Below are 23,688 nucleotides of genomic sequence, written 5' to 3'. Positions count from 1 at the left end.
GACGAGGTCGGGGTTGGCCCGGAAGTGGTCGATCACCATGATCTTGGGGTCGAGCAGACTGGTCGATGTGGACGCCGATCTCGTCGGTGATCGTCTTGACCACGCCCGGCAGCCTGCGCCTGGACCCGGTCGATGACGGCCTGGCGCACCGGGCGCGGCAGGTCCCGCCACAGCCGCGGGTGCTCGCGCATCATCACCTCGTCGACGAGGTCGGGGAGGTCGGGGCGGAAGACGTTGACGATGTGCTCGGCGATCTGGTCGGGCTCGAGCCTGGGCGTAGAACTCCGCGGGCGTGCCGAGTTCTGGCGATCACCTTGTCGACCGCGATGCTGCCCATCTTGGCCGCCCGCGCGGGCACGATGCCCTGCCAGCCGAAGCCACCGTCCATCCACCCCGGGATCTCCTGCAGCCTTGCGCGGCAGGATGCCCGCGACCTCACGCAGGCCGGGCACCCGGAAGCCCCAGAAGCCGACCGGCTTGAAGAGCATCCACAGGCCGGACCAGTTGATCAACCAGCCGACGATCCCGGTGAAGAACGGGATCGACACGAAGGCGAACCAGTCGACGTGGTCGGCCCAGTCCCTGAGCCAGTCCAGCACTGCGTCCACGTGCACCTTCCGTCCTGTGAGTACCGCAGTGCCCCCATGCCACCCGACGGTCCCGACGGGCTGAGGTTAGTGCCTCCTGTGGCGAACGGCACAGGGATCTCAGTCACGGTGTCGCAGGAACCAGCCGTACGTCGTCCTCCAGCGAACCGAAGTCGCCGAACGGCTGCAGCCGGAAGGAGACCCGTGCCTCGATGTGGTCGGCCCGCGCGAAGCCGAAGGTCCGGGAGTCGTCGGAGCCACCCCAGTTGTCCCCGACGACCCAGTAGGAGTCCTCCGGCACGGTCACCCAGCCGGGCTTCGTCGTGCCCTGGACCGTGGTGCCCTCGGGGGTGCAGCAGGGCTGGGTCTTGGCGCCGACCCGGCCCGCCCACGTGGGGTTGTCGACCACGTACTCACGGGCGGAGCCCGCGGGACGCACCCGTACGACGGGCGCCGCGCCGGACGCGTCGGCACGGACCCGGTCGCCCGGCATCCCGATCACCCGCTTCACCAGCGGGATCTCCCGGTCCCCGAGGGTGGTCTCGACGATGTCGAAGCGGTGGATGTCGTCGCCGGCGAACGGGTTCACCAGCAGCCGGTCGCCGTCGCCGAGGGTCGGCTCCATCGAGTGCCCGGAGACCTTCACCGAGAAGGCCAGCGCGGCGATCACGACCAGCACGCCGGCGAAGAAGAGCACGAGCGCGGTCACGCCCAGCGCGGTGCGCAGCCAGGGTCGCCGCTCGGCTCGGTGGGACACGGCCGGAACGCTACGTGATCAGGTCTGCATCGGCCGGCACCTCTCCCACCTGAGGAGAAATCCGCGACGGAGTGTCGCGCACACCTGGAGATGTGTGTCACACTCCGTCACGGTTGGCCAAGGGCATGGGGATGCGGCCAGGCTTCCGCCGCCGGTTCGGGAGGGATCGGCGGATGCCTTTGGGAGGGAACACAGATGAACATGCACGAAGAAGGAATGGGCCGCACCCGTCTGAAGAGGTTCGCGGCCGTGACCGTCCCCGCCTCGCTGCTCGCAGCGGGACTCGGGGTCGCGATGCTGCAGGGCATGGTCGGCGCGGTGCTCGCATCCGCCGACGGGTTCACGCTCAACAGCGACCGCATCACCAGCGACGGCCTGAAGGCGCGCACCGGCGCAGCCAACGTCGCAGGGGGCAACCAGGCCACGATCTACGCCGAGACGGGGTCGAACACCAACGCGAGCGGCATCCAGGTCGTCACCCCCAACGTGACGATCCCGCTGCTCAACCTGCCGGCGCACCTCGAGGTGAAGTCCACCGACACCACCATCGCGCTCGGCTCGGTCGGCCTCAACGCGAAGACCCTCAACACCCCCGACGGAGCCGAACTCGGCACCACCACCATCGGTGTCGCGCAGTCCGAGGCGGGATTCGCGAACAAGGACACCTCCAGCGGCTACGTCGGCGACGCGTTCGCGCTGACCAGGCTCCTCGGCGGACCTGCCGAACGTCAACGCGAAGGCCTACGCCATCACGCTGCAGAGCCTGGACCTGGACAACCTGTCGCTGTCCGTCGCGCTCGGCAACTGATCGCCGGCTGCTCCCCGGCGCTCGGGTCCGCTCCCGCCCGACGCCGCTGAACCCTCGTCCCGCGGAGGCGCGCGCACCCCTGCGCGCCTCCGCGGGGCACCCACTCGTTGCGTAGGGACACCCCATGACCGGGTCGATCGACCCCGTCGCCGGCACCGCCGCACGCGCGACCACCCCCACCGTCACCACCGTCACTCCTGCCGCCCCGGTGCGACCGTCGCACCTGCGCCGGGCACTCACGGGCTTCACCCGCTTCCGCCGCACGCGCCCCTTCTGGGGCTCGCTCGTCCTGCTCGGCGGCGCCTGGTTCATCGCCAGCCCGCTGCTCGGCGAGAGCCTGGAGTTCTACACGACCGTCGGCGTGCGCAGCATCACCCCGCTGCTCCTCGCCGGAGGCATGGCCGCGGCGGCCCTCGTCGCCGTCGTCGTCCCCGCCCAGCGGCACTTCCCCGCGATCGTCGCCATGATGCTCGCCGTCGCCTCGCTGCCCTTGGCCAACCTGGGGGGTTGGCTGATCGGCATGGTGCTCGGCATCGCCGGCTCCGGCCTGGTGTTCGCGTGGGCGCCGTACACCGAGAAGCAGGCTGGCGCGCTTCGCCGAGCGCGACGCCCGGCGCACCGCCCGTCGTACGGCGAAGCGGGCGGCCCGATGACCAGCCGGCGTCTGGGCCTCGTGGCCCGTGCGAAGAGGGAGGCGGCCCACCGGGCCGCTGCGATGGCCGCGCAGGCCCAGACCCGGCGGGGCACCCGCCGGCGAGCGCTGGTGCCGCTCGCCGGCGGGTTCGCGGCGCTGGTCGCGATGTTCCAGGCTCGTCAGCAGCAACGTGCTGGCGGTGAACTTCACGACGTCCAACCAGGAGTTCCAGGCTCTACTCCAACTACCTGCAGGGCGCGCAGGCCGCCGGCTTCCTGGCGACCAACGACACCGCGACCGGTCAGGACAACGGGGTGGCCGAGCTCGGGATCCGCTCCGCGAAGGCTCGCCGGGCTGTGCGCCATCGCCCACGAGAGCGTGCCCGTCGTCGGCGAGGTGACGCTGATGATCCTCGCCGGCGTCCCGGTCCGGAGCAAGCTTCAACACCGGCAGCAACACCACCACCGACGGCGCCGGCAACCCGCTGACCTACGACGCCAACGGCCTGCTCACCGGCGGCAACCACATCACCGCGAGCAACCTGTTCATCAACTCCCGCTCGCTCAACGGCTTCGGCAACCTCATCAGCGGCATGAACCTGGGCCAGAGCGCCAACACCGTGGACGCCACCGCCGGCATCACCTGGCCCGCCGGGCAGACGAAGCCGGACGCCGGCGACTTCGGGCTGACCGTCGACCGGATCAACGTCGGCGGCCTGGGCGGCGACACCTACGGCATCAACCTGCAGGGGGCGATCACCCTGCCGAACCTGAAGATCAAGGTCGTGCCCGGTCACAAGACCCAGGCCGACTGCCCGACCCAGGCGGCCGGCTGATGGCCGCCCGGGTGAAGGCGGCCTGGGCGTGGTTCGGCGCCTTCCGCCGTACTCGTCCCTTCTGGGGCGGGCTGTGGTGCGTCGCCGCGGGCGCCTGGATCATCCGCTCGATGTTCTTCTCGTTCGTGCTGGCGGTGAGCGGCGGGTGGAGCCTACTCGGCCGGCTACATCCTCGGCGGTGGGCTGGTGCTCCTCGGCCTGGTCTCGTGGTTCGCGCCGCACTACCGCGCGCTGCTGGGGATCCTGGCCGTGCTGCTCGCGCTGGCGGCCTTCGTCGCGGCCAACCTGGGCGGCTACCTCGTCGGCTCCGTGCTCGGCATCCTCGGCGGCTCGATGGTCTGGGCGTGGGGCGAGAAGGCGCCACGGCGGGCGCGCGGTGGGCGCCGACGCGCGGCCGCGACGGCGTCGTGACGCTGTCCGTGCGGCGCCAGCGCTGGCTGGTGCTGCTGACCGTGCTCGCCCTGGGGGCCGCCGCCCTCCTGCTGCCGCGCGTCGGCGACGAGGCACTCGGCCAGCCCCTGAGCAGCGCTGCGCAGCCCTTCGCCTGCGACCAGCCCGGCAGCAGCGACCCCCAGCAGCGCCGCCAGGACATCCAGACTCGACAACGGCAACGGCGACTTCAACGCGGCCGGGCGGATGTACCCCTGCCTGGCCGGCGTGCGCTGGCACCTGCAGTCGGGCAACGTCGCCACCTCCGACGCCAGCGCCGCGATCGGGCAGATCCGCACGGCGTACGGTCGCAAGTTCCCGAACACCGTCTACTACGCCGCCGCCGGCTCCCGCACCGACCTCTACCAGGTGGCGTTCAGCGGGCTGCAGTTCTGCACCGCCAAGGGCGCTCCGGTCTCCACCTGCCCGACGGCCGGCACGACCGACATCCAGGCTGTACGGCGACAGCACGGACGCTCCCGCGCCCAAGGCCGCGAAGAACTACCGGCTCACCATCGACCCCGACCAGGCCATCACCATCGGCGGTCCGGGCGTGTGGACCGAGGTGCTCGCGACGGGGGACAGGCTCGTTCACGGTCCCGGTCGCGCAGCCGCCGACCGCCACGCACCTGGCCTGCGGGCTGGTCGGCGGCACCGCCCGCGGCGGCTTCCTGGGCATCGGCGGCACCTGCGAGCCTGAGCGCCTCGGACTTCGCCGGCGGCCTCGCGCAGTGGCTCGGCGGCGGCAAGGACTACACCCTGCTCGGCATCAACCTCGACCTCTACTACCTGGTCACCCACCGCGAGAACGCCAGCGACCCCTACACCCAGGTCCCGGTCGACGGCTCCGGCAACCCGCTCAACTCCATCCAGGCTGCCCAGCACGACGATCTCGGTGGTCTGATGGAGCAGGGACGACGCGGCACCCGCTGGCGCCGGATGGGCGCCCTGCTCGGCGCGGGGCTCGGAACCCTCGGCGCGCTCGCCACGCTCACCTGGAACCAGGTGCTCGGCTTCGACGCGACCCTGGTGATCCAGGACGGCAACGCCACCTTCTCCTCCTCGCAGATCACCGCCGACGACGCTGCCTTCGGGATGGCGCCGGTACGCCTGGGCGACGGCACCTGGAAGAACGTGCTGCGCGCGGGCTTCGCCAGCGCCAGCCTCGACGGGCTCTGCGTGTCGAAGACGGAGACCATCGCGGGCGGCATCAGGTACACCCTCAAGGCTCACCGCCGGCGACGGCGGTGCGGGGCTGGAGACGAGGGCCGCCAACGCGGCGCTCGACGTCACCACGCTGCGCGGCGCGGGCATCAGCCTCCAGGGCAGCACGCAGGCTCGGGCAGGCGACGACCGACCTGACGACGGCGCCCGGCGCGGCGCCGTACCTGGCCAATCCGTTCGGCGTCCCCTCGACGTACGACGGCGGGTTCTTCGGACCCGGCCCGACCGGCCCGCAGGCCTACTCCGGCACGGGCAACGGCGGGCACGTCAACGGCCAGGGCTTCACCGGGATCGATGCCACCCGCGGCTCGCTGACCCAGGTCTACGGCCAGGCTCTGGCAGGCCCAGGTCACCGGCAACATCACGCTGCCGAACCTGCAGATCCGGGTGTACCCGTTCAAGGACGACATCGGCTTCAATGCCAACGGCACCCCGAACAGCACGCCCGACGGGATCGATGACCGGTCGTGCTGGACCGAGGCCAAGCAGGGGACCTACCCGCGCTGACGGCGCCAGACCACCAGGGACTGCCCGGCCGGCGGCTGCGGCAGCGCCGGCAGCCGGGCCGGCGGTGCGGGCGGCCGGGCGCTGAGCGCCTGGCGCAGCGCCTCGTGCGCGGCCTCCAGGCTCGGCGACCAGACCGGCGTTGCGCCCGCGCAGCGCGGTCACGGTGTTCTCCAGGTCGAGGATCCGCTTGACGCCCTCGATCCCGATGCCGGCGGCGGTCGACTCGGCGATCTCCCGCAGCCGCTCGATGTCGCGGTAGGAGTACCGCCGGCCGCCGCCCCCGGTGCGCCCGGGCGTGATCAGCCCGACCCGCTCGTAGGTGCGAAGGGTCTGCGGGTGCAGCCCGCTGAGCCTGCGCGGCCACGCTGATGACGAAGACGGAGTCCTCGGCACCGGGCGGGCCCTGGGGCGGCAGGCCGGGCATCAGCCGGCCTGCTCTTCGAACAGGCCCGCCCGCAGCGAGTCTGCCGGCCGTCGCGGCGGCATAGGCCTCCAGCGCGGCCCGGGCCTCCGCATCGAGCGTCGCCGGCACCTGCACCTCGACCGTGGCGAGCAGGTCGCCCCGCGAGCCATCGGCCTTGGCCGCGCCCTTGCCGCGCACCCGGAAGGTCCGGCCGTTGGGCGTGCCCGCCGGCACCTTGAGGGTGACCGGAGCGCCGGCCATCGTCGGCACCTTGATCTCCGCACCGAGCGCGAGCTCGGTGAAGGAGACCGGTACGTCGACGGTGAGGTCGTTGCCCTTGCGCCCGAACACGCGGTGCCCGGTGACCTTGACGGTGACGTAGAGGTCGCCGGCCGGGCCGCCGTTGCCGCCGGGCGCACCCTTGCCGCGCAGCCGGATCCGCTGGCCGTCCTTGACCCCCGCGGGGATCTTGGCCTGGATCGTGCGGGTCGCCTGGCCGGTGCCGCTGCCGTGGCAGGTGGGGCACGCCTCGTCGTAGACGAGCCTGGCGACCGCCGCAGGCCGGGCAGGTCTCGTTCATCGAGAACGCCCCGCCGACCGAGGAGGTGACCATCCCGGTGCCCTCGCACACCGGGCAGGCGTGCGGCTTCGTGCCGGGCTTGCCGCCCGTGCCGTGACAGGTCGGGCAGGCCCCCTCGGAGGCGATCCGCAGGGCCACCGTGACGCCCTCGAGCGCCTCGGTGAAACCGATCGTCGCGGTGGTCTCCAGGTCCCCGCCCCGGCTGGCCCGAGGCGCCCGCCGGCCGGCGCCGAAGCCCCCGCTGAACAGGTCGCCGAACAGGTCGCCGAAGCCACCGCCACCCGGGCCGCCGGCCCGGTCGCGGAGCAGGTCCTCCACGTTGACGTTGCCCCCACCGCCGTACCCGCCGCCGAACCCACTGGGGAAGCCGCCGCGGCGGAACATCTCGCGTGCCTCGTCGTACTTCTTGCGCTTGTCGGCGTCGCCGATGACGTCGTAGGCCTCCGCCACCGCCTTGAACTTCTCGTGCTTGGCGGTGTCGTCGGGGTGCGAGTCGGGGTGGTGGGCGCGCGCGAGCCTTGCGGTAGGCCTTCTTGATCTCGTCCTGCGTCGCGGTCTTCGCGACACCGAGTCTCCTTGTAGAAGTCCTTGCTGGCCCAGTCGGACCGGATGCCGTCGTCACTCATCGCGCACCTCCCTCCTGCTGTCTGTCGTGCTCACTCAGCCCTCGACCGGGTCGACCACGAGGACCTGCGCTGCGCGGACCACGCGCTCGCCGATCTTGTAGCCGGCCTTCGCGACCACCTTGCAGGTGGTCACCTCGACCTCGGGATCGGTGCCGATGTGCGAGAGCGCCTCGTGCACGGTCGGGTCGAAGGCGTCGCCCGGCGCACCGAACTTCACCAGCCCCAGCCCGGACACGACCCGCTCGAGTCTGCTCGGCGGTCGCCTTGAAGCCGCCCTCGAGCGGCTCGTGCTCCCGCGCCCGGTCGATCGTGTCGAGCACGTCGACGATCGGCGCCAGCGCGGTGTACGTCGCGTTCTCGCGCAGCAGCCTCCCGGTCCCGCTCGACCCGGCGCTTGTAGTTGAGGTACTCGGCCTGCAGTCGCTGCAGGTCCAGGGTCCGCTCCTCGAGCGCGATCTTGGTGACCGTCAGGCTCGTCGGCCTCGGGGGTCGCCTCCTCGGCGGCCGGCTCGGCCTCGGCGGCCGGCTCGCCCTCCGGCGAGGGAGCAGCCTGGTCGGGCTGCTCCCCCTCCGGGGTGAGGTTCTCCTCGGTCACTTGGCGTCGCCCTCGGTGTCCTCGTCCACGATCTCGGCCTCGACGACGTCGTCGTCGGACTCGCCGGTCGCGCCGGTGGTGCCACCGGCCGCGGCGGAGTCCGCCTCGGCGGCGGCGTACATCGCGGCGCCCATCTTCTGGCTGGACTCACCGAGCCTTGGAGATCGCGGCGGTGAGGTCGTCGGCGCTCGACTCGGCGTTCTCGAGGACGCCCTTGAGCGCCTCCAGGTCCGTGGTCACCTCGGCCTTGACGTCGTCCGGGGATCTTCTCGCCGTTGTCGGCGAGGAACTTCTCGGTGGTGTAGACGAGCCTGGTCGCCCTGGTTGCGGACCTCGACGGCCTCGCGACGCTTGGCGTCCTCCTCGGCGTACTGCTCGGCCTCCTTGACCATGCGGTCGATGTCGTCCTTGGACAGCGCGCTGCCTCCCGAGATCGTCATCGACTGCTCGCGGCCGGACGCCTGGTCCTTGGCGGAGACGTGGACGATGCCGTTGGCGTCGATGTCGAAGGTGACCTCGATCTTCGGCACGCCGCGCGGAGCCGGCGGCAGGCCGGTCGACTCGAAGTTGCCGAGGCCCTGGTTCTGCGACCAGATGGCCCGCTCGCCCTGGGCGACCTTGATCTCGACCGACGGCTGGTTGTCGTCGGCGGTGGTGAAGATCTCCGAGCGCTTGGTCGGGATCGTGGTGTTCCGCTCGATCAGCGTGGTGAACACGCCGCCCTTGGTCTCGATGCCGAGCGAGAGCGGGGTGACGTCGAGGAGCAGCACGTCCTTGACCTCACCGGCGAGGACACCGGCCTGCAGGGCGGCGCCGACGGCGACGACCTCGTCCGGGTTGACGCCCTTGTTGGGCTCCTTGCCGCCGAGCAGGCTCCTTGACCAGGCTCGGTGACCGCGGGCATGCGGGTCGAGCCGCCGACGAGGACGACGTGGTCGATCGCGGAGACCGCGATGCCACCGTCCTTGAGGACGTTCTGGAAAGGCGCCTTGGTGCGCTCGAGCAGGTCGGCAGTCAGCCGCTGGAACTCCGAGCGGGTGAGCCGCTCCTCGAAGTGCAGCGGGCCGTTCTCGCCGTGGGTGATGTAGGGCAGGTGGATCGTGGTGTCGCTGGAGGAGGACAAGCTCGATCTTCGCCTTCTCCGCGGCCTCCTGGAGGCGCTGCGCGGCGATCTTGTCGGCGGAGAGGTCGACGCCGTTGGCGTCCTTGAACTTCTTGACCATCCACTCGACGATCGCGTTGTCCCAGTCGTCGCCACCGAGGTGGTTGTCACCGCTGGTCGCCTTGACCTCGACGACGCCCTCACCGATCTCCAGCAGGGACACGTCGAACGTGCCGCCACCGAGGTCGTAGACGAGGATCGTCTGGTCGTCGCCCTTGTCGAGGCCGTAGGCCAGCGCCGCGGCGGTGGGCTCGTTGACGATGCGGTCGACCTTGAGGCCCGCGATCTCGCCGGCCTCCTTGGTGGCCTGGCGCTGGGCGTCGGAGAAGTACGCCGGGACGGTGATGACCGCGTTGGTCACGGTCTCGCCGAGGTAGGCCTCCGCGTCGCGCTTCAGGCTTCTGCAGGATGAACGCCGAGATCTGCTGCGGCGTGAAGTCCTTGTCCACCGGGTCGCCGATGTGGGTGGTCCAGTCGGTGCCCATGTGGCGCTTGACCGACCGGATGGTGCGGTCCACGTTGGTGACCGCCCGGCGCTTCGCGACCTCGCCGACGAGCACCTCACCGCTCTTCGCGAAGGCGACGACGGACGGGGTGGTCCGCGCGCCCTCCGCGTTCGCGATGACCGTGGGCTCGCCGCCCTCGAGGACCGCGACGACGCTGTTCGTCGTACCGAGGTCGATGCCGACAGACTCGTGCCATGTGTATTTCCTCCTGCTGTGCTCAGCGGCTGGTTCAAGTTAGTTGAGCCGGATGGACTCAAGTCTGACACAGGGCACAACGGGCGTCCTCGCCGGGTTGTTCCCGGCTCGCCGAACTTCCCCCCGTGCACGCGTCCAGGGGCCCATGGCATAGTGCCTGCATCAGTGGCTAGGCCACTGGTCCATTGAACCAACCCTCAGGAGCCACCATGCCCGTGTCCTCCGGCCCGCTCGCCGGCACCGTCGTCGTCGACCTGAGCCGGGGGCTCGCCGGCCCGCACGCGACGATGATGCTCGGCGACCTCGGCGCCCGGGTCGTCAAGGTCGAGGCGCCCGGGCACGGCGACGACACCCGCGGCTGGGGTCCGCCCTTCGTCGGGCCGTCCGAGGACCCGGTCGCGACGTACTTCCTGGCGGCCAACCGCAACAAGCAGTCGATCGCGCTCGACCTCAAGGACGCCGCGGACCGCGACACCCTGCTCGCGCTCGTCGACCGGGCCGACGTGCTCGTCGAGAACTTCCGCACCGGCGTCCTCGAGCGACTCGGGCTCGGCATCGAGGAGCCTGATGGCCCGCAACCCACGGCTGGTCGTGCTCTCGATCACCGGCTTCGGCCACGACGGCCCCGAGGGCGGGCGTGCGGGCTACGACCAGATCGCCCAGGGCGAGGCCGGACTGATGTCGCTGACCGGGTCCGGGCCCGAGGACCCGCAGCGGGTCGGCGTACCGATCGCGGACCTGCTCAGCGGGATGTACGGCGCCTACGGCGTGCTCGCCGCCCTCCACGAGCGCGGACGCACCGGCCGTGGCCAGGTGGTGCGGACCAGCCTGCTCGCGGCAGTCGTCGGCGTGCACGCCTTCCAGGGCACTCGGTGGACCGTCGCCGGCGAGGTCGGGCGGGCCCAGGGCAACCACCACCCCTCGATCGCTCCCTACGGCCTGTTCCGCTGCCTCGACGGCGCCGTGCAGATCGCGCTGGGCAGCGAGGGCCTGTGGCACCGCTTCTGCACCGGGTTCGGCATCGACCCCGCCACGCCCGGCCTCGCGACGAACCCGGAACGAGTCGGCGCCCGCGAGCGCACCGTCGCCGTGGTCGAGGAGGCCTTCGCGCCGTGGCCGGCGGAGAAGTCTGCTCGCGCGGCTGGCCGAGCTCGGCGTACCGGCGGGGAAGGTGCGCACGCTCGACGAGGTCTACGCCTGGGAGCAGACCGCGAGCCAGGGACTGCTGGTCGACGTCGAGCACGCGAGCCTCGGACCGGTGACCCTGCCCGGCCCGCCCCTGCGCTTCTTCGCCGCGGACGGCGCGGAGACCACCTTCACCGCGCACACTGCTCCCCCCGTTGCTCGACGCCGACGGCGACGAGTCTGCGCACCTGGGTGGCGGGCGGCTGATCAGGAACCGTCGCCGAGCAGGCCCGCACAGGCGGTCGCCGCGGCGGCCGCGTCGCCGCGGATGATCGCCTCGGCGAGACGGTCGAGGCTCGCCTGCAACGCGGGTGAGTACGACGGCGCGGGGGCATGGGCGGCGAGGCTGTCGTCGAGCCTCGGCGAGCAGCGCGGAGTCGGCGAGGCGTCGGACGCAGCGCCAGGTGTGCTCGAAGTCTGCGCGGCTGGCCGTCGTCGGCGAGCATCGCCAGGCGCAGCGAGCCCTGCGGGTTGGCCGCCGCCGCGCGGGCGATCCCGGCGAGCATCGCCTCGCGCGCCGCGACCACCTCCGTGCGCGGGCGCGCCTCGACGGCGGGCAGCACGGTGGTCGACCCGGACGCGTCGCGCACCAGCGCGCCCACTCCGTGCCGCACCTCGATCCGGCCCTGGGTCTCGAGCGAGGCCAGGGCTCGCGAGAGCGTCGCCCGGCTCACGCCCAGGCTCGGCGGCGAGCCTGGCGCTCGGGCGGCAGCCGGTCACCGCCGACGAGTCCCTGCGCCTCGATGAAGTCCGAGATGTGGTTCGCGAGGCTCTCGTAGAGCCGTTCACGGCGCATCGGCGGGAGCGGGGGGCGACGATCACCGTTCTCGGGCATGAGACGCATCGTAGTGGTTCGGTGATCCCAGTGGACAGGTGGCCTAGCCACTGGCACACTGACGCTCGCACGTATGACGCCCATCACATCCTCGGCCTCCCCAGGAGAACCATGTCCCACGAACTCATCTCGCTCGCCGTGCTGGCGGTGGTCTTCCTGGTCGCCACCGTGCGCGGCGTCAACATGGGCGCGCTGGCGCTCGTGGCGTCCTTCGTCGTCGGCTTGGCGGTCTACGACGCCACGACGGAGGACGTGCTCGCCGGCTTCCCCAGCGGCCTGTTCGTGATCCTGGTCGGCGTCACCTACCTCTTCGCGCTGGCCAAGAACAACGGCACCGTCGACTGGATCGTGCACGCCGCGGTCCGCGCCGTGGGCGGGCGGGTGGCCCTGGTGCCCTGGGCGATGTTCTTCGTCTGCGCGGTGGTCACCGCCATCGGCGCGGTCAGCCCGGCGGCCGTCGCGATCGTCGCGCCGGTCGCGATGGGCTTCGCGCTGCGCTACCGGATCCACCCGGTGATGATGGGCATGATGGTCGTGCAGGGCGCGACCGCCGGCAGCCTTCTCCCCCATCGGCATCTTCGGCTCGATCACCAACGGCGTCGTCGACACCAACGACCTGCCGGGCAACCAGGGCGTGCTGTTCGTGACCACCTTCTCCGCCGCCACCCTGATCGCGGCGATCACCTACCTCGCCTTCGGCGGACGCCAGGCTCGTGGCCCGCGGGCGGGACACCGTCGCCGTGGGGGCGATGGGCAACGAGGCCGAGCAGGCGTCGTACGCCGCCACGCACGGCGTCGCGACCGCGACCCCCACTCGGCCGTCGAGGCGCGCCGCAGCACCCGCAGCGACGACCCGGAGGACGTGACCCGGCTCAACCCGCAGCGCTCGCTCACCCTGGTCGGTCTGGTCGCGCTCATGGTCGGCGCGCTCGGCTTCGACCTCGACGTGGGCTTCACCGCGCTGACGATCGCGGTGACCCTCACCCTGGTCTTCCCGGCGTCAGCCAAGGGTGCGGTGGAGAAGATCAGCCTGGGGCACCGTCCTGCTCATCGGCGGCATCGTCACCTACGTGACGCTGCTGCAGAACGAGGGTGTCGTCGACTGGCTCGGTGACAGCGTCGCGAAGGTGGGCTCACCGCTGGTCGCCGCGCTGCTCATCTGCCTCATCGGCGCGATCGTGTCGGCCTTCGCCTCGACCACCGGCATCATCGGCGCACTGATCCCGCTCGCCGTGCCCTTCCTGCTCACCGACCAGGTCAACGCGATCGCGCTGATCGCGGCCCTGGCCATCTCCAGGCTCGGTCGTCGACTGCAGCCCGTTCTCGACCAACGGCGCCCTGGTGGTCGCCAACGCCGACGCGGACGAGCGCGAGATGGTCTTCAAGCGGCTCATGCAGTGGGGCATGTCGATCGTGCTGGTCGCCCCGGTCGTGGCCTGGGCCCTGCTCGTCGTGCCGACCGCCTGAGCGGGTCGGGACCTCAGTTGACGGTGACCCTGATCTCGTTGCTCACGGTGCCGGTGTCGCGGTTGATCACCCGGAACCGGTTGAGGCCGCTGACGCCGGTGAAGATGTAGGCTGGAGAAGGTGCCGTTGGCGACCCCGACGCTGGCCGGGAAGTCCGCCCACGCACCGTCCTGCCAGCGCTGCAGCCACAAGATGGCGCCCTCGCCACCGGGGTAGACGCCGCTGAAGTAGATCCGCTCCCCGGAGCCTGACCGTGCTGTCGACGGCCTGGAGCGAGATCTGGCCGGCCTTCGGCAACTCCGAGGCGGTGTCCTCGGTGGTCGCCTCGTCCGACGGCTCGTCGCCGGCGGAGTCGGTGCCCTCGTCGTCCGGGTCCTCGGTGTTCAGCGTGATCAGCGGGCCGCTGGAGACCTCGGTCTCGACCGGGCTCGGGAGGTACATCGAGTCGTGCACCGTCGTACCACCGGAGGCGTCGCCGCCGTCACCGCCGACACCCAGGACCTTGATGCCGACCACCGCGACGAGCGCCACGAGCAGGCCCACCCCGAGGCCGACGCCGACCAGCGCCACCAGCCCGTTGAGCACGGGGCGGTCGGCGCGGGGCTCGTTCTGGTCGCTCACCCGGCCCATTCTCCGGGTCGGGTGGTGAAATCAGAAACCGCGTGTCCAGACGACCTGCTCGTGGAGACGGCGCGAGCGCCAGCCGGCGTCGGTGCGCACGAAGGAGTGGCGGTAGAGGCCGCCCACCTCAACCACCCGCTCACCGCCGCGGCCGTCGGAGATCCGCATCGGGTTGTGGAAGTACGCCGTCACCTCGGCCGCGTCGCGCCCCTCGGTGAAGTCGAAGGCGATCTGGCCCACCGTGTGCAGCCGGTGCCGGGAGAAACCGGGCAGCGCCTCGGCCAGCCACGCCTTGACCACCTCGTAGGTGTCGACGACGCCGCCGCTCTCGGTGTAGTCGATGTGCGCGTCCGGGGTGAAGACGGTGTCCAACCGGTCGAAGTCGCCCTCGTCGACGGCGAGGGTGTAGCGGGTGATCGCGTCGGTGATCTCCGCGCGGTCGCTCAGGCTCCTGCAGGTCCACGGGTGCTCCTCGGTCCTCAGCGGGGTTCCAGGACGACGACCGGGATCTCCCGGTCCGTCCACGACTGGTAGCTCGTCGAAGTCGGCGTACAGGTCGACCAGGCGCGGCCACAGCAGCGCCCGCTCTCCCGGCCCGGCCACCCGGGCGCGCACCGGCCGGGCGCGCTCGCGGGGCAGCGCGACCGTCGTGTCGGGCGTCGCGACGAGGTTGTGGAACCACTGCGGGTTCCTCGGCAGGCCGCCCTGCGAGGCGACGACCACCAGGTCGCTGCCGTCGGGCAGGTAGAGCAGCGGCGTGGTGAACCGCGCGCCGCTCTTGCGCCCGACGTGGTCGAGGAGCAGCACCGGGACCGGCTTGCGCCAGCCCGCGCCGATCCGCCACTTCGCGCCGATCCGGCCGTTGGTGAGCCGGAAGGCCCGGACGTTCGCCTTCGCGCCGTACTTGATGATCGTCGCGACGATCGGCTTGTCGAGCCCCTCGGGCTTCTCCTTCGGCAGTCCCGCCATGCCTGCACTCTGGCAGAAATCTAGAACACGTTCTAGTGTTTCGCCCATGCGCTTCTCCTTCGCCGAGGGCATGACCCACGCCGGCTACTACGCCCCGCTCGCCCAGGCCTGCGAGGCGGCGGGCTACACCTCGATGACGATCGCGGACAGCCTGATCTACCCGCAGGAGTCGGACTCGAAGTACCCCTACACCGACACCGGGGACCGGGAGTTCCTGCTCGGCAAGGAGTTCATCGAGACCTTCATCCTGTGCGCGCACCTCTTCGCGCAGACCTCGACCCTGCGGCTGACCCCCTTCGTGCTGAAGGCTGCCGATCCGCCCGCCCGTCCTGGTCGCCAAGCAGGCCTCGTCGCTGGCGTTCCTGTCGGGCAACCGGCTCGGCCTCGGCGTCGGGCTGTCTCCCTGGCCCGAGGACTTCGCCGCGCTCGGCGTCCCGTGGGAGCGGCGCGGCAAGCGGATGGACGAGTGCATGGACATCCTGCGCGGGCTCACCCAGCCCGGCGACGAACCGACCTTCTTCGGCTACTCCGGGGAGTTCTTCGACATCGAGCCGCTCCAGCAGTGCCCCGCGCCGACCGAGCGGATCCCGCTGCTGGTGGGTGGCCACTCGGACGCGGCGCTGCGGCGCGCCGTACGCAAGGGGGACGGGTGGATGCACGCCGGCGGGGACGGTGAGGAGCCTGGACCGCCTGCTCACCCGGCTCGCCGAGATCCGTGCGGAGGAGGGCGACACCCGCGGCCCCGACGAGTTCGAGGTCCACGTCATCTCCTACGACGCCTACACGGTCGACGGCGTGAAGCGGCTGGAGGAGCGCGGGGTCACCGACTGCATCGTGGGCTTCCGGGTGCCGTACATCAAGGGACCCGACACCGAGCCGCTCGAGACGAAGATCAAGCACCTGGAGCAGTACGCCGAGAACATCATCGCGAAGGCCGGCTGATGTCGGCCTCGCTCGGGCTGACCGGTCCGTTGCAGACGGCGATCGCCGAGGCCGAGGAGCCTGATCGCCAACGCGCCCTTCATCCGGACCGAGGCGGACCGGCTCGAGGGCTACGACTACCTCGCCGGCCGGATCCGGATGGCGCTGCAGACCGCCTTCGACTACGACCTGGAGCAACCGCTCTTCATCAACCCCACCCACCAGTTCTCGCGGCAGGGGCTCGACAACCCGGACGCGGTCTACCTCCACGCCTACCTGCGCGAGGGCGTCTCGTACGTGATCCGGGGCCGCCGCGGCACGTCGGCCGACCTGTCCTTCCAGGTGATGGGCGGGACCTACTCCGCCGACTCGGCCGCGACCTCGCTGATGGCCTTCGACGAGCGCGAGTCTGGACGTCGAGCCAGATGGGAGCCTTCTCCTTCGCCTACACCGCCGAGCCCGGCGCGAAGACCCTCATCGTGCGCGAGGTGTTCAACGACTGGGACACCGAGGAGCGCGGCACGCTGAGCATCGAGCGGGCCGACACCGTCGGTCGCCCCCGGCGTCCGCTGACCGAGGACCTGCTCCGCAAGAAGTACGAGGTCGCCGCCCGCTCACTGACCGGCTCGATCCAGACCTGGTTCGCCTTCCCGCACTTCTTCCAGTACAAGGAGCCGGTCAACACCCTCACCGTGCCCTCCTCGACACCGGGCGGGCTGTCCTCGCAGTACTCCTCGATCGGGCACTACGAGACTCGCCGAGGACGAGGCGATGATCGTGACCGTCCCCCGCTGCGACGACTGCACCTACCAGGCCATCCAGATCGGCTCCGACTGGTACGCCTCCACCGACTACGAGACCCACCAGACCTCGCTCACGAAGGCCCAGGCCGTGGCCTCCGAGGACGCTCTGCTGCGGTTCGTGATCTCCGAGCGTCCGCCGGGGCCGCGTGGCACACCGGTCGCGAACTGGCTGGAGACCACCGGCCACCGCACCGGGCCGATCATGCTGCGCTGGCAGCAGGCTTCTCCCGCGCGCTCGGTCCGGCGGACGGGCCGGGGGTCGAGGTCGTGCCCGTCGCCGAGGTGGCGTCGCGGGTGCCCGGGCTGGCCGGGTTGAGCGAGGCGGAGTACGCCGAGAGGATCGCCGCACGACAGCGGGCGGTGGCCCGGAGGATGATCTCCTAGCGCACCGCCCGCCGCGTCGGCTCAGGACCGCGACCCGATCAGTCGGGGATCCAGTCGAAGGTGTCCGGGTTCGGGCCCTGCCGCCCCGCCTCGCCCTTGTCGAGCGCGGCCAGCGTGGCCACCTCGTCGGCCGCGAGCGCGAAGTCGAAGACCTCGAAGTTCTCCGCCAGCCGCTCCTTGCTGAGCGACTTCGGGAACACGATGTCGCCGCGGTCCAGCGCCCAGCGCAGGAGCACCTGGGCCGGGGTCTTGCCGTGCCGCTCGGCGAGGGCCGTCACGGCCGGGTCGTCCAGGCTCGCCGCCGCCCTGGCCCAGCGGGGACCAGGCCTGCACGGCCGCGCCGTGCCGGGTGGTGGCCGCGCGGGCGGCCTCGTTGGCGAAGTACGGGTGCGCCTCGATCTGGTTCACCGCCGGGACGACGCCGGTCGCCTCGACGATCTTGTCGAGGTGGTCGGGCTGGAAGTTGGACACGCCGACCGAGGTGGTCAGGCCCTCGTCCCGCAGGCTCCAGGAGCGCCTTCCAGGTCGCGACGAAGTCGCCGTCGTACTGGGTCGGGAGGGGCCAGTGGATGAGGAAGAGGTCGACCTTGTCGAGGCCGAGCAGGCTCGAGCGAACGTCGCAGCGAGTCCTTGGCCTGCGCCGGCTCGTGCCGGTTGTTGTTGAGCTTGGTGGTGACGTACAGGCTCCTCTCGGGCCAGGCCGGAGCGCGCGATCGCGGCGCCGACGCCGGCCTCGTTGCCGTACATCTGGGCGGTGTCGACGTGGCGGTAGCCGATCTCGAAGGCTTCGGAGACGACGCGCTCCGCGTCCTCCTGGGGCACCTGCCAGACACCGAGCCCGAACTGCGGGATGGACGTGTGGTCGTTGAGTTCGATCCGAGGAATGCTCACCTCCATCCCAACCGAGGCGGGCGCTCACTATTCCGCCCGCGGGTCAGTAGTCGTCGCCGGCCTCCGTCATGCTCCCGGAGTGGGTGACCTCGCCGGGACTCCACTGGTGCGCCCCCTTGAGTGGGCGAGGTCGCGCAGCGCCTGGTCGATGCTGAACGGCAACGCCGCGCCCGGATCGGTGGGCGGGTCCGCGTGGGGGTTGCCGGACAACAGGCTGGGTCAGGCCGGAGCGGTATCCCTCGTAGTACGTCGAGTAGAGGGTGTCGGTGAGCCCGGTGTAGATCTGCTCGGCGCCCTCCAGGCTTGACGTCCGCGTGGGTCTCCCCGAACTTGTGCCCGCTGACGTCGGCGATGTCGGTGACCAGGCTGCGACACGTCGGTGACGGTGCCCACGAACTTGTCGACCTGCTCCTTGACGACCCCGACCACCGGCAGGTCCCCGACCACGGCCCAGGCCGAGCCGAGGATCTTGGTGAAGTCCGCCATCCAGGGCGGCTCCGTCGGCGGATCCGCCGGCCGGCCGTCCTGCCGTACCCATTCGGCGAGACTGCGTCTTGAGGTTGTCGCGCACGCTCTCGGCGAACTTCTGCGCACCGACCTGGGCGCCGTGGGTCAGCATCGCGAGCATGCCGAAGGCGGCGACGACGTCACAGGTGAAGGTGTAGCAGCGGCCGAGCATCGAGTTGAAGTTGTCGTAGAAGGCTGGCGAACGCGCTGGCACCCTCGCCGGTCCAGAAGTTCGAGACATGCTCGATCGTGGCCCAGTCGGAGTTGTTCTGCGGGTGGAGCCTTGCCGAGGGTGTTCCGCTGCAGGTCCACCAGGGCGTCGGCGATGGTCTCGGGGCTGACCTCGGTGAACTGGGCACACACGCTGCGGCAGTAGTCCGCGATGCCCGCCGACCAGACTCACCCCCTGCTGGTACGCCAGGTTCGCGTTGGTCTTGAGCGTGGTGAAGAACGCGTCCTGCGCGGCCTTCGCGCCGTCCTCGTCGACCGGGCGGAAGACCGGGAAGCGCAGCGGCGAGGAGTACTCGCCATCGGACCACATCGGCTTGACCGCGTAGCGCGAGTCCGGGCAGGGGAACCGGTAGTCGTTGTCCACCTCGTAGATCGCCAGGTAGAACACGCCCATGCCCTCGACCTCCGGCGGCAGGTCCTCGGTGGTCTGGATCGACTCGCTGCGGGCCGAGCGGAGGTAGAGGAACGCGCGCTCGTTGCCCATCAGGTAGCCGAGTAGGCTTCTCGATCTCGTCGAGCGTCTTGGAGAAGGCGTAGGAGTCGAAGGCCATCAGTGGGCTCCCGGCGTCGGTGTGGCGGGCAGGTCCGGACCGTCCATCTGCTGGCCCTGCTCGTAGCCGACGTCCGTCGGGTCCGGCGTGGTGCCGACCTTCACGTCCTCGATGTGGATTCCCAGGATGTCGATGTCGGTCGTCGCGCCCGGCGCGGCCAGGTCCGGCAGCGCCGGTCCGGCCGATGCGGGAGACGGGTCGGCCACGGAGGGCAGGCGCAGCCCGAGCCGGTGGAGGTCCTCGCGTGCCTCGTCGTCGGTGCGGGCGTAGTCCGCGGCCGTGGCGAGGACGGCCTGCGCCGCGTTGTTGAGCGAGATCACCGCGCTGCGCAGCACCGCGTGCACGTCGCCGCCGATCGACAGCGCACCGGTCAACGCCGGGGAGTCCCCGGCGAGGGCGGCCTGCACGTTCAGGGTGTCGAGCCCCATCGCCAGGCTCTTGGCCACCGCGGAGATCAGGTCCGCCTGGTCGGGCAGCGCCTTGGTCGCCGCCCAGTACATCCGGCCGATGTCGGCCGTCATGAGGTTCTCGTAGGACGGATTCGTCATGGCGGCGATATGCCCGCTGACACAAAGACACCAAACCTGATTTGATTTGTCGATCACATCTGATCAGAGGGGTTTGTGGAGGTCGCGGCGAAGGGAAAGGTGGCGCTCGTGTCCCGACCGATGCTGCGTGCCCTGATCGGCGTGCTGGCCTGCGCCGTCCTGGCGCTCGGTGGGTGCACGCCCTCGTCCGACACGCCACCGTCGTCGCAGGACAGCGACCGGCCGCCGAGCGGGAAGCCGTCCCCCGACGCACCCACGCCGGCCCGGACGACCGACGCCACCTGGGCCTCGATCGGCCAGCCTGGACCCGTGCAAGGCTGAGCGCCGCCGGGCGCCGGGTCGCGTTCGCTGGCCGGCTCGGCAAGGGCGCCACCACGTGCACCACCTGGACGTCGGCACAGGACAGCGACATCGTGGCGGAGGTCGGACGGAGATGGAACGCCGCCGACACCGACGGCCTTGCCCCCAAGCGTCTCGCCGGCTTCCAGGCTTGGGCCGGACCGGTCGGCCCCAGCCTGCTTCGTGCTCCTCCCGGCCGGAGGCACGAGCGTGGCCCTCACCTCCGCGGACCAGCCCGACTGCGGCCCGCTCCTCGCGCAGGTCACCACGGTCCTGACGCGGCTCCGCGCCGACCCGCACGCCTTCGACCTGGCCACACCGCGCCCGGTCGCGTGCCAGGTGCTGTCGAGTGCGGGGCTCAGCGCCACCGGCGACGACGCGACGGCGTGCACGAGCGGCACGATCACCGCCTGGATCCTCGATGCGTCCACCCACCCCGACGACGTCCACGTCGCTCTCGGCGCCGTGCGCGGAACGCGCTCCCGGCAGGCTGGCCGAGGAGCAGGGCCTCGCGTCCTGCAGCGTCCGCTGGACCCTCTCCGCCGGCATCGAGGCCGCCATCCTCGCGCCCACCTGCGAGCAGGCGGCCGACGTCGCACGCAAGGCGGCTGCGGGCGGCGGGGCCTTGCCCGCGCCCGGCTCCCTCGCCCTCGATCCCGCCGACTGACACGGCCCGGCGCCTACCAATACGACCAACACCCTCGACCAAAACTGAAACACGTTCTATTCTGGCGCGCATGGTGGATCTGCTGACCGACAAGGTCGTCGTGCTGTCCGGGGTCGGGCCGGGGCTGGGCCGCTCCCTCGGCGAGGAGGCGGCGCGGATGGGCGCCGACCTGGTGCTCGCCAGCCGCACCCCGAAGCGCCTGGAGAAGGCGGCCGAGACGGTCCGGTCCTACGGGCGCCGGGCGCTCGTCGTACCGACCGACATCACCGACGAGGGCCAGCGCCAGGCGCTCGTCGACGCCGCCGTGGCCGAGTTCGGCAAGGTCGACTGCCTCATCAACAACGCCTTCGGCATCCCGCCGATGGACCCGATCAGCACCCTCGACCTCGATGGCCTGCGCACCGCCAACGAGACCAACGTCTTCGCCCCGCTCCGGCTCTCGGCCCTGTTCGCCGACGCGCTCGCGGAGACCGCGGACAAGCCGGGCGGGTCGATCATCATGGTCAACTCGTGCGTCGTCTACAGCAGCCAGCCGGAGTACAGCGGCTACAAAGCTCTCCAAGGGCACGCTCAAGCACCTCGCGTCCTCGCTCGCCACGGAGCTCGGACCGCGCGGCATCCGGGTCAACAGCGTGGCGCCGTCCTACATCTACGAGGACGTCAACAAGGCCTACTTCGACTGGCTCGCCTCCGAGTCCGGGCGCACCCACGAGGAGGTCTACGCCGAGAAGGCCGCTCCGACCGACCTCAAGCGGCTCGCCTCGCCTGAGGAGGTCGCCCGGGCCACCCTGTTCCTCGCCTCCGACCTCGCCTCCGCGGTCACCGGCGTGATGCTGAACGTGGACTGCGGCGAGTTCCATGTCGACTGAGAGCGCACCGGCCGAGCGGCAGCGCTCCGACGTCGGCTCCTTCGAGGACATCTGCGCCGCCGCGACCCGCACCACCGGGCTGACCGACTTCGGCTTCGCCGACGCCCCCGGGCACGAGGAGGCCTTCCGGATCCTCGTCGAGGACCTCGGCTCCCCGGAGGCCGGGCTGACCGGCACCGGCAACTACTTCATGCGCTCCCAGGTCAAGAGCGCACTCGTCGCCCGGCTGCTCACCCAGGCCCGCTTCACCGAGCTTCCCGCGCACGCCGACGTCGCGATCGAGCGGCCGATCTTCGTGCTCGGCCTCCCCCGCACCGGTACGACGGCGCTCAGCCGCCTGCTCTGCGCCGACCCCGCGCACCAGGGCCTGGAGATGTGGCTGACCGAGTTCCCGCAGCCCCGCCCGCCGCGCGCCACCTGGACCGACGACCCGATCTTCAACGCCATGCAGAGCGCGTTCCGGGCCCACCACATCAGCAACCCCGAGTTCATGGGGATCCACTACTCCGACGCCACCGAGCCGGAGGAGTGCTGGCGCGTGCTGCGCCAGACCGGCAAGTCCCTGGGTTTCGAGTCGCTGGCCCACGTGCCGGCGTACTCCCGCTGGCTGGCCACCCAGGGCTGGACCGACGCCTACGAGCGGCACCGGAGCAACCTGCAGGCTCATCGGGCTCAACGACCAGGACCAGCGCTGGGTCCTCAAGAACCCCTCGCACCTGATCGCGCTCGACGCCCTGCTCGAGGTCTACCCCGACGCGCTCGTCGTGATGACCCAGCGCGAGCCCGTGACCTCCGTCGCCTCCGCCTGCTCGCTCTCCGCCGAGGCCACTGCCGGCCACTCGACGACCTTCGTCGGCGAGACCCTCGGCCGGGACCAGACTCGGCCACCTCACCCGGCAGTGGCACGCCTTCTGGCAGGCCCGGCCCAAGTACGACGAGCGTCAGTTCTTCGACGTGGACTACCGCGACTTCGTGAACGACCCGGTCGGCACGGTCGGCGCGATCTACGACGCCTTCGGCCTGACCTGGAGCCAGGCCGCACAGGATGCCGTGCACCGCCTCGACGACGAGTCGCGCAAGGGTCCACGCCGCCCCTCGCACCGCTACGACCTGGCCGACTACGGCCTGACCGAGGACGAGGTCCGCGAGGCCTTCGTCCGCTAGCGCATCGCCCTCACCTCACTCACCGCCCGAGGCCCGGCACAGGCAGAACGGGTGCCCCGCCGGGTCGAGGAAGACCCGGAAGGCTCTCGCCGGGCTGGTGCTCGTGCTTGGTCGCCCCCAGCGCCACGACCGCGACCTCGGCCTCGTCCAGGTCGTCCACGTCGACGTCGAGGTGGATCTGCTGCGGCACGTCCTGGCCCGGCCACACGGGTGGTCGGTAGTCCTCGACCCGCTGGAAGTGGAGGAAGTGGTCGCCGGAGAAGACGGTGGCCCAGCCTGCCGTCGGGGTCGGTCTTCGGCGTCCACCCGAGGATGGCGCCGTAGAACTCCGCCAGGACGAGCGGGTCCGGGCAGTCGGTGACGAACTGGGGATTGCGTGCGATGGCCATGACACGACGTTAGGTGGGGGTACCGACACCGCCTGCCGGGCCGGCCGCTCCGCCCCTTGCTAGCCGCGCGGACGCTCGCCGCCGCGTGCCGGTGGGCGGGGCTCAGGTGCCCCAGAGCCTCCCGTTGCGCCCCAGATCCGTCCCTTTCCCCTCCACAGGCCGCCCCGCCGGCGCGGTCGTCCACAGCGCCCGTCCGCCACCACCGTCGACTTCACCTTCGCCGCGCACCCTGCCGCCATGACCCAGCACGCGGCCACCAGCCACCACGACGTTCTCCTGTCCGTCCCCCGGCACTGGGTGACCCACGCCGATCCCGAGCAGGCCATCGCGCTCGCCGCGCGGGCGCCGCGCCGCCTCGCGAGCGGGTTCGCCCCCGGTTCGGTCCTGCGCGCCGTACCGGTGACCGGTGATGGGGAGCAGTGGCGCCGCCGCGTCCTCCTCGCACCGGGCAACGGCCTGGAGGAGTTCGAGGTCGAGGAGATCGAGCACTACGAGACTC

The 23,688-nt window shown here is 71.2% G+C and carries 22 protein-coding genes and 11 pseudogenes; 18 read left to right on the top strand and 15 right to left on the bottom strand.

Features of this window, described 5'->3' with window-relative positions:
• Window positions 1–32: 32 nt before the first annotated feature.
• Together G5V59_RS27035 and lepB are read right to left on the bottom strand one after the other, a co-directional pair.
• Window positions 33–614, bottom strand: a complete 582-nt coding sequence (locus G5V59_RS27035; RefSeq protein WP_278258556.1) for a hypothetical protein — start codon at window positions 612–614, stop codon at window positions 33–35.
• Between the two features lie 97 nt (window positions 615–711).
• On the bottom strand, window positions 712–1,344 hold the full coding sequence (gene lepB, locus G5V59_RS27030; protein ID WP_278258555.1) for a signal peptidase I: 633 nt from the start codon (window positions 1,342–1,344) through the stop codon (window positions 712–714).
• A 249-nt stretch (window positions 1,345–1,593) separates the two neighbouring features.
• Here lepB and G5V59_RS27025 point away from each other — a divergent pair, with 249 nt between their 5' ends.
• The 3 genes from G5V59_RS27025 to G5V59_RS27015 all read left to right on the top strand — a co-directional run bounded on the left by G5V59_RS27025 (window position 1,594) and on the right by G5V59_RS27015 (window position 5,972).
• Window positions 1,594–2,202 carry a hypothetical protein gene (locus G5V59_RS27025; RefSeq protein WP_278258554.1) on the top strand — a complete coding sequence of 203 codons (609 nt, stop codon included), beginning with the start codon at window positions 1,594–1,596 and terminating at the stop codon, window positions 2,200–2,202.
• Between the two features lie 74 nt (window positions 2,203–2,276).
• Window positions 2,277–5,735 (top strand): DUF6114 domain-containing protein, encoded by a 3,459-nt coding sequence (locus G5V59_RS27020; protein WP_278258553.1) that lies wholly within the window; start codon window positions 2,277–2,279, stop codon window positions 5,733–5,735.
• Between the two features lie 6 nt (window positions 5,736–5,741).
• On the top strand, window positions 5,742–5,972 hold the full coding sequence (locus G5V59_RS27015; protein WP_278260355.1) for a hypothetical protein: 231 nt from the start codon (window positions 5,742–5,744) through the stop codon (window positions 5,970–5,972).
• Window positions 5,973–6,015: 43 nt separating this feature from the next.
• On the opposite strand, the pseudogene G5V59_RS27010 reads toward G5V59_RS27015, so the two are convergent.
• The 4 genes and pseudogenes from G5V59_RS27010 to dnaK all read right to left on the bottom strand — a co-directional run.
• Window positions 6,016–6,174: pseudogene (locus tag G5V59_RS27010) on the bottom strand (MerR family transcriptional regulator); the annotation flags it as partial.
• Between the two features lie 30 nt (window positions 6,175–6,204).
• Window positions 6,205–7,390, bottom strand: a pseudogene (dnaJ, locus tag G5V59_RS27005) (molecular chaperone DnaJ).
• Window positions 7,391–7,424: 34 nt separating this feature from the next.
• On the bottom strand, window positions 7,425–7,985 hold the full coding sequence (gene grpE / locus G5V59_RS27000; RefSeq protein ID WP_278258552.1) for a nucleotide exchange factor GrpE: 561 nt from the start codon (window positions 7,983–7,985) through the stop codon (window positions 7,425–7,427).
• Window positions 7,982–9,830, bottom strand: a pseudogene (gene dnaK / locus G5V59_RS26995) (molecular chaperone DnaK). Before dnaK ends, grpE begins: the two are co-directional and overlap by 4 nt.
• Window positions 9,831–10,057: 227 nt before the next feature.
• On the opposite strand from dnaK, the pseudogene G5V59_RS26990 reads away from it, so the two are divergent.
• The 3 pseudogenes from G5V59_RS26990 to G5V59_RS26980 all read left to right on the top strand — a co-directional run.
• Window positions 10,058–10,351: pseudogene (locus G5V59_RS26990) on the top strand (CoA transferase); the annotation flags it as partial.
• 64 nt (window positions 10,352–10,415) lie between these two features.
• Window positions 10,416–10,937: pseudogene (locus tag G5V59_RS26985) on the top strand (CoA transferase); the annotation flags it as partial.
• A gap of 82 nt (window positions 10,938–11,019) precedes the next feature.
• A pseudogene (locus G5V59_RS26980) lies at window positions 11,020–11,088 on the top strand (hypothetical protein); the annotation flags it as partial.
• A gap of 76 nt (window positions 11,089–11,164) precedes the next feature.
• Here the strand turns inward: G5V59_RS26980 and G5V59_RS26975 are convergent.
• Together G5V59_RS26975 and G5V59_RS26970 are read right to left on the bottom strand one after the other, a co-directional pair.
• A complete protein-coding gene (locus tag G5V59_RS26975; RefSeq protein ID WP_278260084.1) occupies window positions 11,165–11,707 on the bottom strand; it encodes a hypothetical protein in 543 nt (180 codons plus the stop codon).
• On the bottom strand, window positions 11,704–11,868 hold the full coding sequence (locus G5V59_RS26970; protein ID WP_278260354.1) for a hypothetical protein: 165 nt from the start codon (window positions 11,866–11,868) through the stop codon (window positions 11,704–11,706). Before G5V59_RS26970 ends, G5V59_RS26975 begins: the two co-directional genes overlap by 4 nt.
• A 111-nt stretch (window positions 11,869–11,979) precedes the next feature.
• Between G5V59_RS26970 and G5V59_RS26965 the strand changes: the two genes are divergently transcribed.
• On the top strand, window positions 11,980–12,942 hold the full coding sequence (locus G5V59_RS26965) for a hypothetical protein (RefSeq protein ID WP_278260083.1): 963 nt from the start codon (window positions 11,980–11,982) through the stop codon (window positions 12,940–12,942).
• A complete protein-coding gene (locus G5V59_RS26960; RefSeq protein WP_278258551.1) occupies window positions 12,939–13,445 on the top strand; it encodes a hypothetical protein in 507 nt (168 codons plus the stop codon). The genes G5V59_RS26965 and G5V59_RS26960 overlap by 4 nt, the downstream gene beginning before the upstream one ends.
• Here the strand turns inward: G5V59_RS26960 and G5V59_RS26955 are convergent.
• Together G5V59_RS26955 and G5V59_RS26950 are read right to left on the bottom strand one after the other, a co-directional pair.
• A complete protein-coding gene (locus G5V59_RS26955) occupies window positions 13,402–13,956 on the bottom strand; it encodes a hypothetical protein (protein ID WP_278258550.1) in 555 nt (184 codons plus the stop codon). The two genes, G5V59_RS26960 and G5V59_RS26955, sit on opposite strands and share 44 nt — an antisense overlap.
• A gap of 30 nt (window positions 13,957–13,986) precedes the next feature.
• Window positions 13,987–14,925 (bottom strand): nitroreductase family deazaflavin-dependent oxidoreductase, encoded by a 939-nt coding sequence (locus G5V59_RS26950; RefSeq protein WP_278258549.1) that lies wholly within the window; start codon window positions 14,923–14,925, stop codon window positions 13,987–13,989.
• A gap of 308 nt (window positions 14,926–15,233) precedes the next feature.
• Here G5V59_RS26950 and G5V59_RS26945 point away from each other — a divergent pair.
• The 3 genes and pseudogenes from G5V59_RS26945 to G5V59_RS26935 form a co-directional block, all read left to right on the top strand.
• Window positions 15,234–15,533, top strand: a pseudogene (locus tag G5V59_RS26945) (LLM class flavin-dependent oxidoreductase); the annotation flags it as partial.
• Window positions 15,534–15,597: 64 nt separating this feature from the next.
• Entirely contained in the window at window positions 15,598–15,867 is a 270-nt protein-coding gene (locus G5V59_RS26940; RefSeq protein ID WP_278258548.1) for a hypothetical protein, read from the top strand.
• The gene (locus G5V59_RS26935; RefSeq protein WP_278258547.1) at window positions 15,867–17,033 is read left to right on the top strand and encodes a hypothetical protein; all 1,167 of its coding nucleotides are present in this window, start codon (window positions 15,867–15,869) and stop codon (window positions 17,031–17,033) included. The genes G5V59_RS26940 and G5V59_RS26935 overlap by 1 nt, the downstream gene beginning before the upstream one ends.
• A gap of 38 nt (window positions 17,034–17,071) precedes the next feature.
• Here the strand turns inward: G5V59_RS26935 and G5V59_RS26930 are convergent.
• The 3 genes and pseudogenes from G5V59_RS26930 to G5V59_RS26920 all read right to left on the bottom strand — a co-directional run bounded on the left by G5V59_RS26930 (window position 17,072) and on the right by G5V59_RS26920 (window position 19,734).
• Window positions 17,072–17,924, bottom strand: a pseudogene (locus G5V59_RS26930) (aldo/keto reductase).
• Between the two features lie 43 nt (window positions 17,925–17,967).
• Window positions 17,968–19,146, bottom strand: coding sequence for a hypothetical protein (locus G5V59_RS26925; protein WP_278258546.1), 1,179 nt, complete (start codon window positions 19,144–19,146; stop codon window positions 17,968–17,970).
• A 66-nt stretch (window positions 19,147–19,212) separates the two neighbouring features.
• Window positions 19,213–19,734, bottom strand: coding sequence for a hypothetical protein (locus G5V59_RS26920; RefSeq protein WP_278258545.1), 522 nt, complete (start codon window positions 19,732–19,734; stop codon window positions 19,213–19,215).
• 135 nt (window positions 19,735–19,869) lie between these two features.
• Between G5V59_RS26920 and G5V59_RS26915 the strand changes: the two genes are divergently transcribed.
• From G5V59_RS26915 to G5V59_RS26885, 7 genes and pseudogenes are all read left to right on the top strand, one after another.
• The gene (locus G5V59_RS26915) at window positions 19,870–20,082 is read left to right on the top strand and encodes a hypothetical protein (RefSeq protein ID WP_278258544.1); all 213 of its coding nucleotides are present in this window, start codon (window positions 19,870–19,872) and stop codon (window positions 20,080–20,082) included.
• Between the two features lie 228 nt (window positions 20,083–20,310).
• On the top strand, window positions 20,311–20,853 hold the full coding sequence (locus G5V59_RS26910) for a hypothetical protein (protein ID WP_278258543.1): 543 nt from the start codon (window positions 20,311–20,313) through the stop codon (window positions 20,851–20,853).
• Window positions 20,838–21,269 (top strand): annotated as a pseudogene (locus G5V59_RS26905) (SDR family NAD(P)-dependent oxidoreductase); the annotation flags it as partial. The gene G5V59_RS26910 and the pseudogene G5V59_RS26905, both read left to right, overlap by 16 nt.
• Window positions 21,157–21,636, top strand: a complete 480-nt coding sequence (locus G5V59_RS26900; RefSeq protein WP_278260082.1) for an SDR family oxidoreductase — start codon at window positions 21,157–21,159, stop codon at window positions 21,634–21,636. The pseudogene G5V59_RS26905 and the gene G5V59_RS26900, both read left to right, overlap by 113 nt.
• A pseudogene (locus G5V59_RS37810) lies at window positions 21,626–22,192 on the top strand (sulfotransferase); the annotation flags it as partial. The gene G5V59_RS26900 and the pseudogene G5V59_RS37810, both read left to right, overlap by 11 nt.
• A 109-nt stretch (window positions 22,193–22,301) precedes the next feature.
• A pseudogene (locus G5V59_RS37805) lies at window positions 22,302–22,514 on the top strand (sulfotransferase); the annotation flags it as partial.
• Window positions 22,465–22,800, top strand: coding sequence for a sulfotransferase (locus tag G5V59_RS26885; RefSeq protein WP_278260081.1), 336 nt, complete (start codon window positions 22,465–22,467; stop codon window positions 22,798–22,800). The pseudogene G5V59_RS37805 and the gene G5V59_RS26885, both read left to right, overlap by 50 nt.
• Before the next feature lie 19 nt (window positions 22,801–22,819).
• On the opposite strand, the gene G5V59_RS26880 is transcribed toward G5V59_RS26885, so the two are convergent.
• Both G5V59_RS26880 and G5V59_RS26875 read right to left on the bottom strand, forming a co-directional pair.
• The gene (locus G5V59_RS26880) at window positions 22,820–23,008 is read right to left on the bottom strand and encodes a VOC family protein (protein WP_278260080.1); all 189 of its coding nucleotides are present in this window, start codon (window positions 23,006–23,008) and stop codon (window positions 22,820–22,822) included.
• A gap of 283 nt (window positions 23,009–23,291) precedes the next feature.
• On the bottom strand, window positions 23,292–23,678 hold the full coding sequence (locus tag G5V59_RS26875; RefSeq protein WP_278258542.1) for a hypothetical protein: 387 nt from the start codon (window positions 23,676–23,678) through the stop codon (window positions 23,292–23,294).
• Window positions 23,679–23,688: the final 10 nt, after the last annotated feature.

This window comes from Nocardioides convexus (genome assembly GCF_011090295.1).
Note: the sequence above shows the minus strand (reverse complement) of the source record. Positions and strands in the feature narration are given on the sequence as shown.

Coding starts and splice junctions, on each gene's coding strand:
- G5V59_RS27020 (WP_278258553.1), top strand. CDS start 2,277: ATGACCGGGTCGATCGACCCCGTCGCCGGCACCGCCGCACGCGCGACC.
- G5V59_RS26970 (WP_278260354.1), bottom strand. CDS start 11,868: ATGCCCGAGAACGGTGATCGTCGCCCCCCGCTCCCGCCGATGCGCCGT.
- G5V59_RS26965 (WP_278260083.1), top strand. CDS start 11,980: ATGTCCCACGAACTCATCTCGCTCGCCGTGCTGGCGGTGGTCTTCCTG.
- G5V59_RS26950 (WP_278258549.1), bottom strand. CDS start 14,925: ATGGCGGGACTGCCGAAGGAGAAGCCCGAGGGGCTCGACAAGCCGATC.
- G5V59_RS26935 (WP_278258547.1), top strand. CDS start 15,867: ATGTCGGCCTCGCTCGGGCTGACCGGTCCGTTGCAGACGGCGATCGCC.
- G5V59_RS26925 (WP_278258546.1), bottom strand. CDS start 19,146: ATGGGCAACGAGCGCGCGTTCCTCTACCTCCGCTCGGCCCGCAGCGAG.
- G5V59_RS26920 (WP_278258545.1), bottom strand. CDS start 19,734: ATGACGGCCGACATCGGCCGGATGTACTGGGCGGCGACCAAGGCGCTG.
- G5V59_RS26900 (WP_278260082.1), top strand. CDS start 21,157: ATGGCCTGCGCACCGCCAACGAGACCAACGTCTTCGCCCCGCTCCGGC.